This is a genomic window from Echinicola marina (assembly GCF_020463795.1).
GTDB lineage: Bacteria > Bacteroidota > Bacteroidia > Cytophagales > Cyclobacteriaceae > Echinicola > Echinicola marina.
This window is the reverse complement of sequence record NZ_CP080025.1, coordinates 3,016,651-3,031,164: the sequence shown is the minus strand read 5'-3', so window position 1 is coordinate 3,031,164 and position 14,514 is coordinate 3,016,651. Positions and strand designations below refer to the sequence as shown.

Annotated in this window: 17 protein-coding genes and 1 other RNA gene; 3 read left to right on the top strand and 15 right to left on the bottom strand. The window is 39.2% G+C overall.

Going from position 1 to position 14,514, the window contains the following annotated elements:
* Positions 1 to 208 precede the first annotated feature (208 nt).
* The 14 genes from hisIE to KZP23_RS12590 form a co-directional block, all read right to left on the bottom strand.
* The gene (gene hisIE, locus KZP23_RS12655; RefSeq protein WP_215222796.1) at positions 209 to 814 is read right to left on the bottom strand and encodes a bifunctional phosphoribosyl-AMP cyclohydrolase/phosphoribosyl-ATP diphosphatase HisIE; all 606 of its coding nucleotides are present in this window, start codon (positions 812 to 814) and stop codon (positions 209 to 211) included.
* 49 nt (positions 815 to 863) lie between these two features.
* The gene (gene hisF / locus KZP23_RS12650) at positions 864 to 1,619 is read right to left on the bottom strand and encodes an imidazole glycerol phosphate synthase subunit HisF (protein ID WP_226332084.1); all 756 of its coding nucleotides are present in this window, start codon (positions 1,617 to 1,619) and stop codon (positions 864 to 866) included.
* A 7-nt stretch (positions 1,620 to 1,626) separates the two neighbouring features.
* Positions 1,627 to 2,346 (bottom strand): 1-(5-phosphoribosyl)-5-[(5-phosphoribosylamino)methylideneamino]imidazole-4-carboxamide isomerase, encoded by a 720-nt coding sequence (hisA, locus tag KZP23_RS12645; protein ID WP_226332083.1) that lies wholly within the window; start codon positions 2,344 to 2,346, stop codon positions 1,627 to 1,629.
* A gap of 2 nt (positions 2,347 to 2,348) precedes the next feature.
* A complete protein-coding gene (gene hisH, locus KZP23_RS12640; protein ID WP_226332082.1) occupies positions 2,349 to 2,933 on the bottom strand; it encodes an imidazole glycerol phosphate synthase subunit HisH in 585 nt (194 codons plus the stop codon).
* A gap of 242 nt (positions 2,934 to 3,175) precedes the next feature.
* Positions 3,176 to 3,958: a phenylalanine 4-monooxygenase gene (locus KZP23_RS12635; protein ID WP_226332081.1), complete on the bottom strand. Its 783-nt coding sequence runs from the start codon at positions 3,956 to 3,958 to the stop codon at positions 3,176 to 3,178.
* 239 nt (positions 3,959 to 4,197) lie between these two features.
* Positions 4,198 to 5,217: a bifunctional 3-deoxy-7-phosphoheptulonate synthase/chorismate mutase gene (locus tag KZP23_RS12630; protein ID WP_226332080.1), complete on the bottom strand. Its 1,020-nt coding sequence runs from the start codon at positions 5,215 to 5,217 to the stop codon at positions 4,198 to 4,200.
* Positions 5,218 to 5,220: 3 nt separating this feature from the next.
* Positions 5,221 to 5,997 (bottom strand): tryptophan synthase subunit alpha, encoded by a 777-nt coding sequence (gene trpA / locus KZP23_RS12625; protein ID WP_226332079.1) that lies wholly within the window; start codon positions 5,995 to 5,997, stop codon positions 5,221 to 5,223.
* A 110-nt stretch (positions 5,998 to 6,107) separates the two neighbouring features.
* A complete protein-coding gene (trpB, locus tag KZP23_RS12620) occupies positions 6,108 to 7,286 on the bottom strand; it encodes a tryptophan synthase subunit beta (RefSeq protein WP_226332078.1) in 1,179 nt (392 codons plus the stop codon).
* Positions 7,287 to 7,329: 43 nt separating this feature from the next.
* On the bottom strand, positions 7,330 to 7,956 hold the full coding sequence (locus tag KZP23_RS12615; RefSeq protein ID WP_226332077.1) for a phosphoribosylanthranilate isomerase: 627 nt from the start codon (positions 7,954 to 7,956) through the stop codon (positions 7,330 to 7,332).
* A 4-nt stretch (positions 7,957 to 7,960) separates the two neighbouring features.
* Positions 7,961 to 8,779, bottom strand: a complete 819-nt coding sequence (trpC, locus tag KZP23_RS12610) for an indole-3-glycerol phosphate synthase TrpC (protein WP_226332076.1) — start codon at positions 8,777 to 8,779, stop codon at positions 7,961 to 7,963.
* Positions 8,780 to 8,788: 9 nt separating this feature from the next.
* On the bottom strand, positions 8,789 to 9,799 hold the full coding sequence (gene trpD / locus KZP23_RS12605; protein WP_226332075.1) for an anthranilate phosphoribosyltransferase: 1,011 nt from the start codon (positions 9,797 to 9,799) through the stop codon (positions 8,789 to 8,791).
* 84 nt (positions 9,800 to 9,883) lie between these two features.
* Positions 9,884 to 10,453: an anthranilate synthase component II gene (locus tag KZP23_RS12600; protein WP_226332074.1), complete on the bottom strand. Its 570-nt coding sequence runs from the start codon at positions 10,451 to 10,453 to the stop codon at positions 9,884 to 9,886.
* A gap of 54 nt (positions 10,454 to 10,507) precedes the next feature.
* Positions 10,508 to 10,903, bottom strand: a complete 396-nt coding sequence (locus KZP23_RS12595) for a four helix bundle protein (protein WP_226332073.1) — start codon at positions 10,901 to 10,903, stop codon at positions 10,508 to 10,510.
* A gap of 47 nt (positions 10,904 to 10,950) precedes the next feature.
* A complete protein-coding gene (locus KZP23_RS12590; RefSeq protein ID WP_226332072.1) occupies positions 10,951 to 12,363 on the bottom strand; it encodes an anthranilate synthase component I family protein in 1,413 nt (470 codons plus the stop codon).
* Positions 12,364 to 12,718: 355 nt separating this feature from the next.
* Here KZP23_RS12590 and KZP23_RS12585 point away from each other — a divergent pair, with 355 nt between their 5' ends.
* A complete protein-coding gene (locus KZP23_RS12585; protein WP_226332071.1) occupies positions 12,719 to 12,946 on the top strand; it encodes a hypothetical protein in 228 nt (75 codons plus the stop codon).
* 11 nt (positions 12,947 to 12,957) lie between these two features.
* Here the strand turns inward: KZP23_RS12585 and KZP23_RS12580 are convergent, their stop codons facing one another.
* Positions 12,958 to 13,251, bottom strand: coding sequence for a hypothetical protein (locus KZP23_RS12580; RefSeq protein ID WP_226332070.1), 294 nt, complete (start codon positions 13,249 to 13,251; stop codon positions 12,958 to 12,960).
* 138 nt (positions 13,252 to 13,389) lie between these two features.
* Between KZP23_RS12580 and ffs the strand changes: the two genes are divergently transcribed.
* Together ffs and fsa are read left to right on the top strand one after the other, a co-directional pair.
* Positions 13,390 to 13,480: signal recognition particle sRNA small type (gene ffs, locus KZP23_RS12575), an RNA gene on the top strand.
* A gap of 110 nt (positions 13,481 to 13,590) precedes the next feature.
* The gene (gene fsa / locus KZP23_RS12570; RefSeq protein WP_215222811.1) at positions 13,591 to 14,250 is read left to right on the top strand and encodes a fructose-6-phosphate aldolase; all 660 of its coding nucleotides are present in this window, start codon (positions 13,591 to 13,593) and stop codon (positions 14,248 to 14,250) included.
* Positions 14,251 to 14,514: the final 264 nt, after the last annotated feature.

The following is a 14,514-nucleotide window of genomic DNA, read 5'->3' as shown; positions in this document are numbered from 1 at the left end:
TTAGTCTAAAAATAAGCTATTTAGATACTATTAGAGCATTCTATACCTACCTCATTAAAAGTCTCTAATACTGCAAAAAGTTTATAAAATAATCAAGTCAAAAAAACAAACCACAGATTTACTGGATAAACAAAAACTAATCATCTGTGTCCATACGTGTAAATCTGTGGTTTGACAGGTTCAATAATATATAATATAGATCAGTTCACTATTTCTGATGTCTTTTGATCAACACATCCATCACCTCATCCAGCTCATATCCTTTGGCCTCCAATAGCACCAAATAATGGAAGAGTAAATCAGCCGCTTCTCCCATAAAAAGATCCTTATTATCGTCCTTGGCTTCAATAACAATTTCCACCGCTTCCTCGCCTACTTTTTGGGCAACTTTATTGATTCCCTTGGCAAAAAGTGAAGCAGTATAGGATTGATCACTTGGATTGTTTTTCCTATCCTTGATGATGCCTCGTAGGTGGTCTATAAAAGCAGTTTTAGAGGAATTTTTCTCATCAAAGCAGGTATCTGCTCCAGTATGGCAAACTGGCCCAACAGGATCCACAAAAATCAATAAGGTATCATTGTCACAATCCACCTTGATATCTTTTACATTCAAGAAATTACCAGAGGTTTCACCCTTGGTCCAAAGTCTTTGTTTTGTACGGCTAAAAAAAGTCACCTTTCCACTTTCTTGGGTATGCTTTAAGGCCTCCTCATTCATATAGCCCAGCATCAACACCTTATTGGTGTTGGCATCTTGAATAACTGCTGGCACCAATCCGTTTACCTTTTCAAAATCGATTTTTAAATTCTCCATTATATATTGAGCTCTGATAAAAAGCCCCGCGTTTTATTTTCTGTTTTATTTAAAGTCTGGTACTTACCCCTTCTCCAGAGAGATAGGATTTCAGATCAGGAATAGCTATTTCTTTAAAGTGGAAAATACTGGCTGCTAAGGCTGCTTCAGCTTTCCCTGCAGTATATACATCTTTGAAATGCTCCATATTTCCTGCCCCACCCGAGGCAATCACCGGGATACTCAAAGCAGAAGAAATCTCACTAGTAAGATCAATGGCGAATCCAGCTTTGGTGCCATCATGATCCATACTGGTCAATAATATCTCCCCAGCCCCTCTATCGGCCACTTCTTTTGCCCATTCTTGGGTTTTCAAGATGGTTGGCTTCCTTCCTCCATGGGTATGGACAAAATCAATTCCATCAATATTTCGAGTATCTATGGCCACGACAATACATTGACTCCCAAATTCAGCCGCCATCTCATTGATAACCTCAGGCCTTTTAACCGCTGCCGAATTAATACTGATTTTATCCGCTCCTGCATTCAAAAGGACTTTCACATCCTCCACAGTAGAAATACCTCCTCCTACAGTAAAGGGAATATTGATTGCTTTGGCCACTCTTGTCACCAATTCCACCAAAGTCTTCCGCTTGTCCACCGTCGCCGTAATATCCAAAAAAACCAGCTCATCAGCTCCCTCATCAGAATAAACCTTGGCCAATTCCACAGGATCACCGGCATCCCTAAGATCAACAAAGTTAACCCCTTTTACAGTTCTACCCTCCTTAATATCCAAACAGGGAATGATTCTTTTTGTAAGCATATTTTTCTTATTTAACGAATGAGGCCAATTGTTCCAGTGAAATTCTACCTTCATAAAAAGCCTTCCCCACTATTGTCCCATAAACGCCTATTTTCTCCAATTCTTCCAAGTCTTTCATCTCTGCCACACCGCCGCTGGCAATCAACTGAATACCTGGAATCTCCTGAAGAATCTCCTTGTACAAATCCACAGAGGGTCCTTGAAGCAAACCATCTTTGGCGACATCGGTACAGATCACATACTTGACTCCTTTGGCATGATAGTCTTTGATAAAATCCACCAAATCAGCCTCAGTAGTTTCTTCCCAACCACTGATGGCTATTTTTCTATCCTTCGCATCTGCCCCCAAAATAATTTTCTCTGAACCATGGGTTTTAATCCAGCCTTCGAACAATTCAGGATTCTTAACAGCAATACTTCCACCAGTCACCTGGCTTGCTCCAGCATCAAATGCCATTTGAATGGTTTCATCAGACTGAACACCACCTCCAAAATCCACTTTCAATTGGGTATTGCTGGTAATATTTTCAAGTACAGCCCTATTGACGATGGTCTTGGCTTTGGCTCCGTCCAAATCCACCAAATGTAAGCGTCGGATTCCTGCTTGTTCAAACCTCTGCGCTACCTCTAATGGGTTGCTCGCATATTCTTTTTTCTGTCCATAATCTCCCTGGGTCAAACGGACACATTTGCCCCCGATAATATCTATAGCTGGAATGATTTCCATGATTACAAATTCAAGAAGTTAGTTAATATTTTCTCTCCGGAAAGACTACTCTTTTCGGGATGTGCCTGCATGGCATAAAAATTATCTTTATGTAAAAGAGCACTGAAATCATTAAGATAGTGCGTAGTAGCAATGGTATATTCAGGATGAACCTCTGCAAAATAACTATGCACATAATACACATAATCACTATCATCAAGTCCCTTTAACAAGGGGCTTTTGAGGTTTTCAAGATTGTTCCAGCCTACATGCGGCACCTTATCCAAAGGAGGAAACTTTTTTACCTTAATGGGAAAGACCCCCAAGCAGTTTGTATCATTTTCCTCTGAATATTCGCATAGTAACTGCTGCCCCAAGCAAATACCAAAAAAGGGCTGCTTCAAATCTTTGATCAACTGATCCAGGTTCCTTTCTTTTAGGTACTTCATGGCAGAACTGGCTTCTCCCTGACCGGGAAAAATCACCTTGTCTGCTTTCTTTATTTCTTCAGGATTATCAGTCAGTGAAGCCTTCACCCCTAATCTTTCCATGGCGTACAAAACAGACTGTATATTCCCGGAATTGTATTTAATAATGGCTACATCCATTTATTTCAATCTACTTTAAAGCTAAATAGACCTCAAACTCCCAAAGGGATCTGTTGAGGTCTATACTTTAGGTTTTTAATATTTCAAATTGCTTTTCACAGCTAATTCGCTCCATTTTTTTAGAACATCAAAATTAAACAATATTCCCTATAAATGAAGGTATTCTTGACTTGATTTGGCTGTTTTATCCTTTTCCGGAACATTTCTTGAAACTTATATCAAACCGCCATTTCTTACTCCTATTAATCAACAGATGAATTTTCCAATTCTTCCAATAACACCCGTTCAATCTCTGGCAGGGAATTGTACAGTTGCTCATAACTGTCAATCACAAAGTACTTATCTTGGAATTTATCTTTCCAGTAAGCCGTCTGCATAATTCTCCTTACATCATAATCGATATGTGCAGGCTCATCGGAAAGGCTAAACTTGGTTTCTCCTGCCGAGCTAAGGATACCCGCTCCATAAATTCTCAAAGCCCCATTTTCACGGATCAGACCAAACTCAATGGTAAACCAGTAAATTCTGGAAAGCAATTCCACTGCCCATTTATTTTCAATATGATTCAAGGCTATCCCCCCCAGATTCTCCAAAAAATCCACATAGGATTGGTTGGTCAGCATGGGCATATGAGCAAAGGCATCATGGAACATATCAGGTTCTTCCAAATAATCCAATTGTTCCATTTTTCTCAACCATGTTGAAGAAGGAAACCGCTTGTTTTTCAAGAGCCCAAAGAACAAATCATCATCAATCAAACCCGGAACAACCTGTACGCCCCAACCTGTTGAATCTCCAAGAATCTGATTGACCTCCTTAAAATTGGCTATGCGGTCAGGACCAAAATTAATTGCTTTCACCCCATCCAAATAGGCCTGAGAAGCGGCATTGGGAAGGTTGACAATTTGCCTTTCATAAAGGATTCTCCACACCTCAAAATCCTCAGGGGTGTATGCAGCATAATCTTGCTCCATTTTTTTTAATCGTGGATCTTGAAAGACCCAATCCACTGATTTTTCAGTCATATTATATTTGGGTTAGTTCCTACTAAATTTACGTTATTTCTCTAGTCGTGTTTAAAACAAAAAAGCCTAATCCAAATGGATTAGGCTTACAAATTTATTCCTCAAAGTAAAGCATACAGCCCTACACCTAATCCCAGCTGGAGAAGAAGTGATAATAATGGCTATAATATTTTACTGCTTGATTTTCGAACATGATGCTCAAAGGTAGCTTTTCATTTTAATAAAACAAAATCAAAGACTTACAACAAGTCAAATGTTTTTCTCATGGCAAATATTTTCCTGATTTGATCCGTCAACTGTGCACTTTGGGCAAAGTTCAAAGTCTGTTGCCCATCGGAATAGGCTTTTTCTGGCACCTCATGGGTCTCATAAATGATTCCGTCAGCGCCAGCCATTACACCTGCCAGCGCCATTTGATGTACAAACTTACGAATACCAATACCGTGTGATGGGTCAACTACTACAGGCAAGTGCGACTTATCCTTCAAAATCGGAACAGCATTCAGATCCAAGGTATTTCTACTTGCCTTTTCATAAGTCCTGATTCCACGTTCACACAATATCAATTTCTCGTTCCCTCCTGAAAACACATATTCAGCAGATTGCAAGAGTTCTTCTATGGTGCCAGAAATCCCTCGCTTGATCATCACAGGCTTATCCACTTTGCCCAATTCGTCCAACAAATTAAAGTTCTGGGTATTTCTTGCTCCTACTTGGAACACATCCACATAATCCAACATTTCTTCAATTTGGGAAACCTGCATCACCTCAGTAATGATTTTTATCCCTGCTTCGCTGGCTAATTTATGCCATAATTTGAGACCATCAATTCCCAAACCTCTAAAGGCATAAGGGCTGCTCCTTGGCTTGTAAACCCCACCACGCATGATCTTGATATCATTGGCTTTAAGGTGGTCAATTACTTTGACAATTTGGTCCTCGGTTTCTATGGAACAAGGTCCTGCCATGATGGCCATATCTCCTTCTTTGATAAATACGCCATCACCAAGATCAATGGAAGTTGGTTTTACCTTCCACTTTCTGGACACCAATTTATAGGCATCAGAAACGATATGAATATCCTGGATCCCCTCATGATGGCCAAACCTTCTAATATCAAAATCAGAACTACCTATCCCTACTAAATAGGTACCTTCCTGAGTTTTAACTTCAGTGATTTTATAACCTATCTGACCTATTTCATTGATAAGACTTTCGGTTTGACTTTCAGAAATATCAGGTTTTAATTGAATAATCATGGCTTATCCGTTTTTAACTGCTTGAATGTAATTTTTAATATCCTGCTGAAGGTTTTCCGCATTCTGAAGAACTTTAATAAATGCTGAACCAATTATTGCCCCATTGCTAAAGGAAGAAGCCGTGCTATAGGTTGCATGATCTGAAATACCAAATCCTATCAATCGTGGATTTTTTAATTCCATAGCTTTCACTCGGTCAAAGTATGCTACCTGCTCTTCGCTGATTCCTGATTTTGCTCCGGTAATACTATGTGAAGAAACCATATAGATAAAGCCGTCAGATTTTTGATCGATCTCTCTAATTCGCTCTTCACTGGTTTGTGGGGAAACCAAGAAAGTATTTCTCAAATCATACTGATCAAACAATTCCTTATACTCATCCAAATACTGCTGCATCGGTAGATCAGGAAGAATCAAACCATCAACGCCAACTTCTTGGCATTTCTTACAGAAAGCCTCCATTCCATATTGCATGATAGGATTCAGGTACCCCATTAAAACCACAGGAAGAGCAACAGTTTTACGCATATCTTTCAACTGCTCAAAAAGCTTCTTCATGCTCATGCCATTATCCAAGGCCACCTTATTGCTTTCTTGGATGGTAGGACCATCTGCTACAGGATCAGAGTAAGGCATTCCTATCTCAATGATATCCGCACCAGCAGCCTCTAGAGCCTCCATAATAGACAAAGTATCCTCCAATTGGGGAAAGCCTGCGGTAAAGTAAATGGAAAGGACTCCTTCCGTTTTTGTTTTAAATAATTGATCTATTCGGTTCATTTTGTTTAGTTATTGGTTAGTGGTGATTTTTGTTGAACTGTCACTATTAGCTAATTCTTACTCGCTTCAGTCATCAGACTTCCAACCTCGTACTTCTTACTTCTAACTTCCTAATAGCCTCCCCATTTGATATAGGTATCCAAATCTTTGTCTCCTCTACCAGATAAATTGACCACAATAATATCTGAAGCATCAAATTTGATTTGTTTCAATGCAGAAAGTGCGTGAGCTGATTCTATAGCTGGAATAATCCCTTCCAATCTGCTAAGCTCAATACCTGCTTTCATGGCATCTTCATCATCCACTGCATAAAACTCCCCTCTTCCAGAATCAAATAAATGGGCATGAACCGGCCCAATGCCAGGGTAATCCAAACCTGCTGAAATGGAATGTGGCTCTATCACTTGTCCATCCTCAGTCTGCATCAATAGCGTTTTACTGCCATGAAGTACCCCTGGGGTCCCCAATGCTGTAGTAGCTGCTGACTTCCCAGAATTAACACCAAGACCTCCAGCCTCAACGGCCGCCAGTCTCACCTCCGGAGTATTATAATAATGATAAAAAGCACCGGCAGCATTACTTCCCCCACCTACACAGGCAATTACCAAGTCAGGATTTTCCCTACCTTCTTTTTCCTTTAACTGGTATTTGATTTCTTCGCTGATCACTGACTGGAACCTGGCTACCATCTCTGGATAGGGATGTGGACCTACCACAGAACCAATAATATAATGAGTATCCACCGGATTGCTGATCCATTGCCTCAAAGCCTCATTGGTAGCATCTTTTAAGGTTTTACTCCCGGAAGTAGCGGGCACTACCTTTGCACCTAAAATCCTCATACGCTCCACATTAGGCTTTTGTCGCTCCATATCAATCTCACCCATATAGACCGTACAGTCCATCCCCATAAGAGCACAAACAGTCGCAGTAGCTACACCATGCTGACCAGCACCAGTCTCGGCTATAATTCTCTTTTTTCCCAGTTTTTTGGCAAGGATAATCTGTCCAATGGTATTATTCACCTTATGGGCCCCTGTATGGCACAGATCTTCTCTTTTCAGATAAATCTTTGCGCCATATTGATTGGAAAGTCGCTCCGCAAAGTACAGTGGAGTAGGTCTTCCAACATAATCCTTGAGCAGGCTGTGAAATTCCTTCTTGAAGTCATCCGACTCCATGATTCGCTCATAATTATTCTTGAGTTCCTCAACATTTGGGTAAAGCATTTCTGGAATATATGCCCCTCCAAATTTGCCATAGAACCCTTTTTCATCAACTTTTATCATAACGCTATTTCTAATGCCGTTTTGGCAAGCTTTATTTACTAAACTAATTACTTCTCAAAGCCTCGACAAATGCCTTGATCTTATCAACATCCTTAAGGGCTGCTTCGATTTCAAACTTTGAATTAATATCCACTCCGGCCAACTGAGGCACTTTCAATGCTAATTCCTTAATTTTCCTAACATTATTTCCATCAATGCCTCCACTCAGCAAAAATGTTTTTTCTAAAGGATAATCCTCCAATATGGACCAGTCAAACTTTTTACCTGAACCACCATACTGTTTTGTCTGAGTATCAAAAAGAAAATACTTCACAAAGGGTTCAAGTGCTTTCAGTTCCTCCCAATCAATACTTTCTTCTACCCTGAAAACCTTAATGATCTCTGCTGAGGTAAGCCCCTTCAATTCCTGCACGTAATCAAGCCCTTCATCTCCATGAAGCTGGACATAAGATAGATTAAACTGATCAACGATCTCCTTTACTTCTGCCAGTGGCCTGTTCACAAAAACCCCCACTTTGGCCACGTCGGCAACTTCCAGCTCAGGACTTGAAAGCCCCACATAACGGGAAGATTTTGGAAAAAAGATCATTCCCATTAAATCAGGAGAAACCTTATCCAACAATTCTGACACATTGCCAGGCTCGCGCATCCCGCAAACTTTCACCAACATAATATTATGCTTTCTGACTATGGAAATCAGGACTTAAGTCCTTGAATTTATTCATGAAATTTAATGCCGCCTGATGTGGTCTAATGGATTTCATAAAGTTCTCGCCAATCAAGAAACCATTAAATCCCGCGGCAGCCAAATCAACCAAAGTCTGAGGATCAGAAATACCACTTTCAGAAATTTTCACAAACTCATCAGGGATTTTATCCACCAGGCCATATGAGGTATCCAATGAAACATCAAAGGTCTTCAGACTTCTGTTATTAACACCTACCAAATCCAAATCAGGATTGACAGATCGCTCCAGTTCCTCACCATCATGCACTTCCATTAGCACTTCCAGTCCAAGGGATTTGGCAAACTTAGCCAACTCAGCCAATCTTTGTGGTTCCAAAGCCGCTGCAATCAATAGTATACAATCAGCTCCAATAGATTTGGCTTCTACCAATTGGTATTCATCGACAATAAAATCTTTTCTTAGAATCGGGCAGAAGTTAAACTTCCTTGCCGTAACAAGGTCTTCGTTTTTTCCGCCAAAAAACTCCTGATCAGTTAAAATAGACAAAGCGGAAGCCCCTGCCTGCATATATCCTATGCTGGTTTTTTCAACTGTGGCTGTCCCGTTGATCAAGCCTTTCGAAGGCGATTTACGCTTAAATTCAGCAATAATTCCTGTCTTATCCTCACGAAGAATATATTTCTTCATCGAAACAACCTGATTATCGAAAAATATACTTCTTTCCAACAATTTAGTAGGCACCAAGCTTTTCCTCTCGGCAACCTCTTCTTTTTTGTGGGCTATTATTTTATCTAAAATGTTCATGTTCTTTACTTAAGCTAATGAAATAGATGTTTTCGGATTCACTAGAGCATTGAATTTTTTCAAAGCAGCACCACCTTTTAAGGATGCTTCTGCTCTCTCAATTGCATCTTCAAAACTGAGTTTTTGGTCAGCAGTATAAAGTGCGGCCGCAGAATTGGCAATAACTACAGCATTTTGCTCCTTACTGCCTTTTCCTTTGAGAATATCTATAAAGATTTTAGCCGATTCTTCAATGGTCTCTCCTCCTTTTATACTTTCCGCCGAAATTTTAGGCAGTCCAATGTTTTCAGGGTCAAATAATTTTTCTCCCCTGTTTGAAATCATTTTAAAATCACCTGTCAATGAAATCTCATCATAACCATCCAAAGCATGGAGAATACTGAATTTTACATCGTTATTCTGATAGAGGTATCCATATAGCCTGGCTAGCTCCAAACTGAAAACCCCTACAAGCTGTTTTTTCGGAAAACTAGGGTTTACCATTGGACCAAGCATATTAAAAAAGGTTTTTACACCTAATTCTTTTCTGATAGGCCCTACATTTTTCATCGCTGGGTGAAATAATGGGGCATGTAAAAAGCAAATGCCTGCTTCATCCAAGTTTTTACGAATCACATCTATATCATTGGTAAACTGATAACCGAAGTTAGCCAATAAGTTGGAGGAACCACAGATAGAAGAAACACCATTATTACCATGCTTAGCTACATTTTGGCCTGCTCCTGCTACCACAAATGAAGATAGGGTAGAAATATTAAATGTATCTTTCCCATCTCCTCCTGTACCACATAAATCCATGGCATCATACTCCTCTATTTCGACCGGAACACACTGCTCTAGCATGGCCTCTCGAAAACCACCAAGTTCTTCAACGGTAATACTACGCATCATAAAAACTGTAAGGAAAGCGGCTATTTGACTTTGATTATATTGCCCAGAAGTGATATTTTTCAAGACCTCTTTAGCTTCTTCCTTTCCAAGGGTTTGGTGCTCAATTAGGTGATTTAATATTTCTTTCATGATAATATTTCTTTGGAACAGTGTTCCTTTATTTTAGGTGGTTGTTTTTCAATTTATTCTTAATAAACGATAACTGGCATAAAATCATCCCTCAATCCAATTCAGAATCATTTGCTTGCCATGTTCTGTAAGTATGCTTTCAGGGTGAAACTGTAAGCCCCGGACCTTATAATCTCTATGTCTCATGGCCATTATTTGGCCATCAGGCGTTTTAGCCGTTACTTCCAGTTCATCGGACAAAGTACTTTCATCGATCACCCAACTATGATACCGCCCAATTTTAAACTTCTCTGGAACTCCCTTAAAAATCATATCTTCTTTGATGACCTTCACTTCAGAAGCTACACCGTGAACTACCTCTGTAAGATTATTCAACCCTGACCCAAAAGCCTCACCAATGGCCTGATGTCCAAGGCAAACACCCAAAATATCCTTATTGTTGGCATATTTCTTTAATAATTCAGGCATAATCCCTGCATCAGCTGGAACTCCGGGCCCCGGAGAAAGCAGAATTTTATCATACTCATCCACAGCTTCCAAGGATATCTTATCGTTCCTGTATATATCCATTTGATTCCCAAAACCCAATTCACGTACTATGTACACAAGGTTGTAGGTAAAAGAATCGTAATTATCGAGTACTAATATTTTCATGTTAATTATTATTGTAAGATTGGAATATTGTAAAATTGAAAGATTAACCTTCATTCAATCCCCTACCTTCTTGTTTTTATTTTTTTCAAACTCCCTTAAGTAAATGACAAACCCTTTAATTTCCTTTGAAATCTGAACAAGGCTCTCTCTGAGAGAAATATAATCTTCATCCGAGATCCGAGCAGCCTTATTCAACACATAAGCCTGGCTTCGCACTTCTCCAGCTGAACCTTTGGCATAAATGAGAAACCTTACAAAATCCTTGTTGCTATTATACTCAAAGCCCTCGGCTATGTTATTTGAAATAGAAATTGCAGCTGAAATTAACTGATCTCTTGATTTATAATCTTTAGAAAGTGGGGTGTTATCAGCTATTCGATAGATATCAATCCCTATCTGAGCTGCGTGCTTCCAAACATCCAACTCTTCAAAACAGCTGATCTTTACCATAATCTTCCAATCTTGAAATTTTTCAATCTTTTGATTTTAGTCATACATCACACCTCCTCAGCTGCCTTTAGCGCAACCCTCAAGGCTTCCAGTTTATTAGCAACTTCCTGAAGCTCGCTCTCAATAGAAGACTTGGCGACCACACCAGCCCCAGCTTGGAAACGTAGTTTATTGTTTTCAGAAACAAAGGACCTAATCAAAATCGCGTGGTTAAAGTCCCCGTTAAATCCAAGGAAGCCAATCGCTCCACCATAAAACCTCCTACTTGTCCCTTCCAATTCATCGATTAATTCCATAGCCCTGTACTTTGGTGCTCCCGAAAGAGTCCCCGCAGGAAATGTATCTGCCACCAACTGTAAAGGGTTGGCTTCCTCCGGCAATACTCCAGTAACTTTAGATACCAAATGGATGACATGGGAATAATATTGGATTTCCTTAAAAACTTCCACATCTACTTTTTCTGATGATCTGCTAAGATCATTCCTGGCCAAATCCACCAACATGACATGCTCAGAGTTTTCCTTTGGATCATCATAAAGCTTGGTCGCCAGTTCAGCATCAGCCAAATCATTACCTGTCCTTTTAAATGTCCCGGCTATTGGATAAATAGTAGCCTTTCTGCCCTTTACTACAATTTGCGCTTCTGGTGAACTTCCAAAAACTTTGTAGGAGCCATAATCAAAATAAAACAAATAGGGTGATGGATTTACAGACCTCAATGCCCTGTAAACATTGAATTCATCCCCTTTGAAACCAGTGGTAAAAGACCTGGAAAGCACTATCTGAAATACATCGCCCCTAAAGCAATGCTCCCTGCCTTGACGCAAGATGTCCAAAAATTCATTGTCGGTATAATTGGACACCTCAGGTCCATCAAGCTGAAAAGAATAGCTAGGTATGTTTTTATTATTCAGCAGAGTTTCAATTTTTGAGATACTATCTTCACCTTCACCATTGATGTGATGGTCAAAGATGTGCAGTTCATTTTTGAAATGATCCACCACTATCACATTCTTATACACCGCATAATAAGCTTGTGGAATTTCTGACGCTTGGGTGTTATTTAAATGTATGTCCTCAAAACTGGAGACGGTATCATATTGCATGTAACCAAAAAGTCCATTTGAGATAAATTTGAAATTATTTTCTTCCTCCTTAAACTTACTGGAAAAGCTTCTCAAATTATCCACCAGCTTTTCTCCTTCTTCAAGCTTATAAAGCAACTTTTCACCTGAGGGTAAGGTTTCTTTGACTTTCAGACCATCGAAAGAAAAAGTAGCCATTGGATTAAAACATATATATGAATAACTATTATCCTGTCCATGATAATCAGAACTTTCAAGGAGAATGGGATTTTTGAATTTATCCCTTACCTGAAGATAAATACTCACTGGCGTGATAGTATCAGCCAGCAACTTCTTATAGCGAGTTTTGATCTTAAAATTTTGCGTTTTGCTCATGGTTAACATTGAAATAAAATAAAAAAGGCTTACTGGGAATTCCAGCAAGCCTCATTATATGTGGTTCTACTACGCTCTAATTTTAGGCAATAGCATGCTGTTCTTCCGCTTTCAGAAGTTGAGTATGCCACCACCAATATTGAGTATGTTTTTGTTTCATAATTTTTACGATAGGCAAATATATAAAGGCATTTTATATTAAAAAAAATATTTATCCCAAAAAATTCAGGCAAATACAATAATTAGTAGAAAACCGTGTCCATACTTTGAACAATCCCATAGAATTAAAGGAAATTCAGTTTAATCTTAATTACTAAAATTAGCTTAACTTTGTACTCTTATCAACTCGTTTTCCATGACTAATTTGGCAAGATACTTCAAAAGAACTTTTGATGATTATAAGGTATTAGTGCAAGTCAATCCTCAGGACTTTACAGGAATAGAACTGATTATCCACCCAGATGGGAAAATAGAAAAGACCACCATGGAATTCGACGAAGAAATCTATGATGATCTTGAGGTAGACGAATTCGAAACCTGCAGCCCTTTGGAGTTTAATTTGTACTTAAAAGGATTGGGCTGATCATTCCCATCTTACTGGGCCTCTATATTGTTTTGACCGGGAGGGACTTGCCAAGCTTTTGGTAATTCCTTCTCTTCTAGCTTGATCAGTTTCCCGTTTTCAAAAGTAAACAACACATAAAAATGTTCGTCCCTAACTAGCCTGTAGGTTCGTTGACCATCTTCTAATTTACTAAGGACGGCCTCATCATGTTTCTTCACAAAATCCCTCTCCTCCATTCCTAACTCATACTTTGGCTGTTTATTGAAGACTGTACATCCTCCTAAAATCAAGCCCATGCAAACTATAGTAATTACCTTTTTCATTGTTGTACTGTTTGATTCTGTTATTGTCAAATCAATAATATTGCCATTTTTTTCTTTTGATTCATAAGCCCTTAGCCGCTTGTTAGAGATATTTATTACCGAGATTTTGCAAAGGTAAGTTTTTGACGTACCTTTGTATTCAAGCGGCACGACCAGCTCCTGTCAACTCCCCCAGGTCCGGAAGGAAGCAAGGGTAGACGGTTGTAGCGGTGCGATGCCGCTTCTTTTTTGTTTTAACAATTAAGTGTCATAAAAACATTTAAATATTTTTTGCCCGACTTTCAAAATATTAGGCTAACTTTGCAAGCCAAATTCATACATAACCAAAACCGTTTACAAATGAAATTCTTTATTGACACTGCCAATCTTGCTGAAATCAAAGAAGCCTATGATTTAGGCGTATTGGATGGGGTGACTACCAATCCTTCATTGATGGCCAAAGAAGGCATCACAGGAGATGAAAACGTAAAGGCTCACTATAAAGCTATTTGCGATATTGTGGATGATAAAGTTAGTGCAGAAGTAATTTCTACCGACTTTGAGGGAATGATCAAAGAAGGAAAAGAACTAGCTAAAATTGATGACAAAATCGTAGTTAAAGTACCTATGATCAAAGATGGTGTAAAAGCCATCAAATATTTCAGCAACGAAGGCATTAGAACCAACTGTACCTTGGTATTTTCTCCAGGTCAGGCCATCCTCGCTGCCAAAGCTGGAGCTACCTATCTTTCTCCATTTATCGGAAGATTGGATGACATTGCTTTTGACGGTTTAGAGTTGATCGAACAAATCGTTCATATCTACCAAAATTATGGTTACGACACTCAGGTATTGGCCGCTTCAGTAAGACACACCATGCACTTGATCAAATGTGCTGAAATCGGTGCCGATGTGGTTACTTGTCCTTTGAATGTGATCACAGGCCTATTGAACCACCCACTTACTGATGCAGGATTGGCCAAATTCTTGGCTGACCATGCTAAAGCAGCAGGTAAATAATCATTATATTTTTCCACCAACCATGCGCCAGTGTCCATTGGACAAAAGTGGTGAGGGTTGGTGGTTTTTAGACGCAAAAAATAAGGTATGATTTTTATCATGCCTTATTTTTTTTTACCAGGGGCATTAGTAAATTAATAAACAAGTACTTAAACCCACCCAATCGATTATTGAGAAAGATTTTGTAAAATAGGGCCAAATCATTTTCATCTTTATTTTGACAGAATATTTTTATCTGAACTCCTTATCATTTAAATTTCGTTT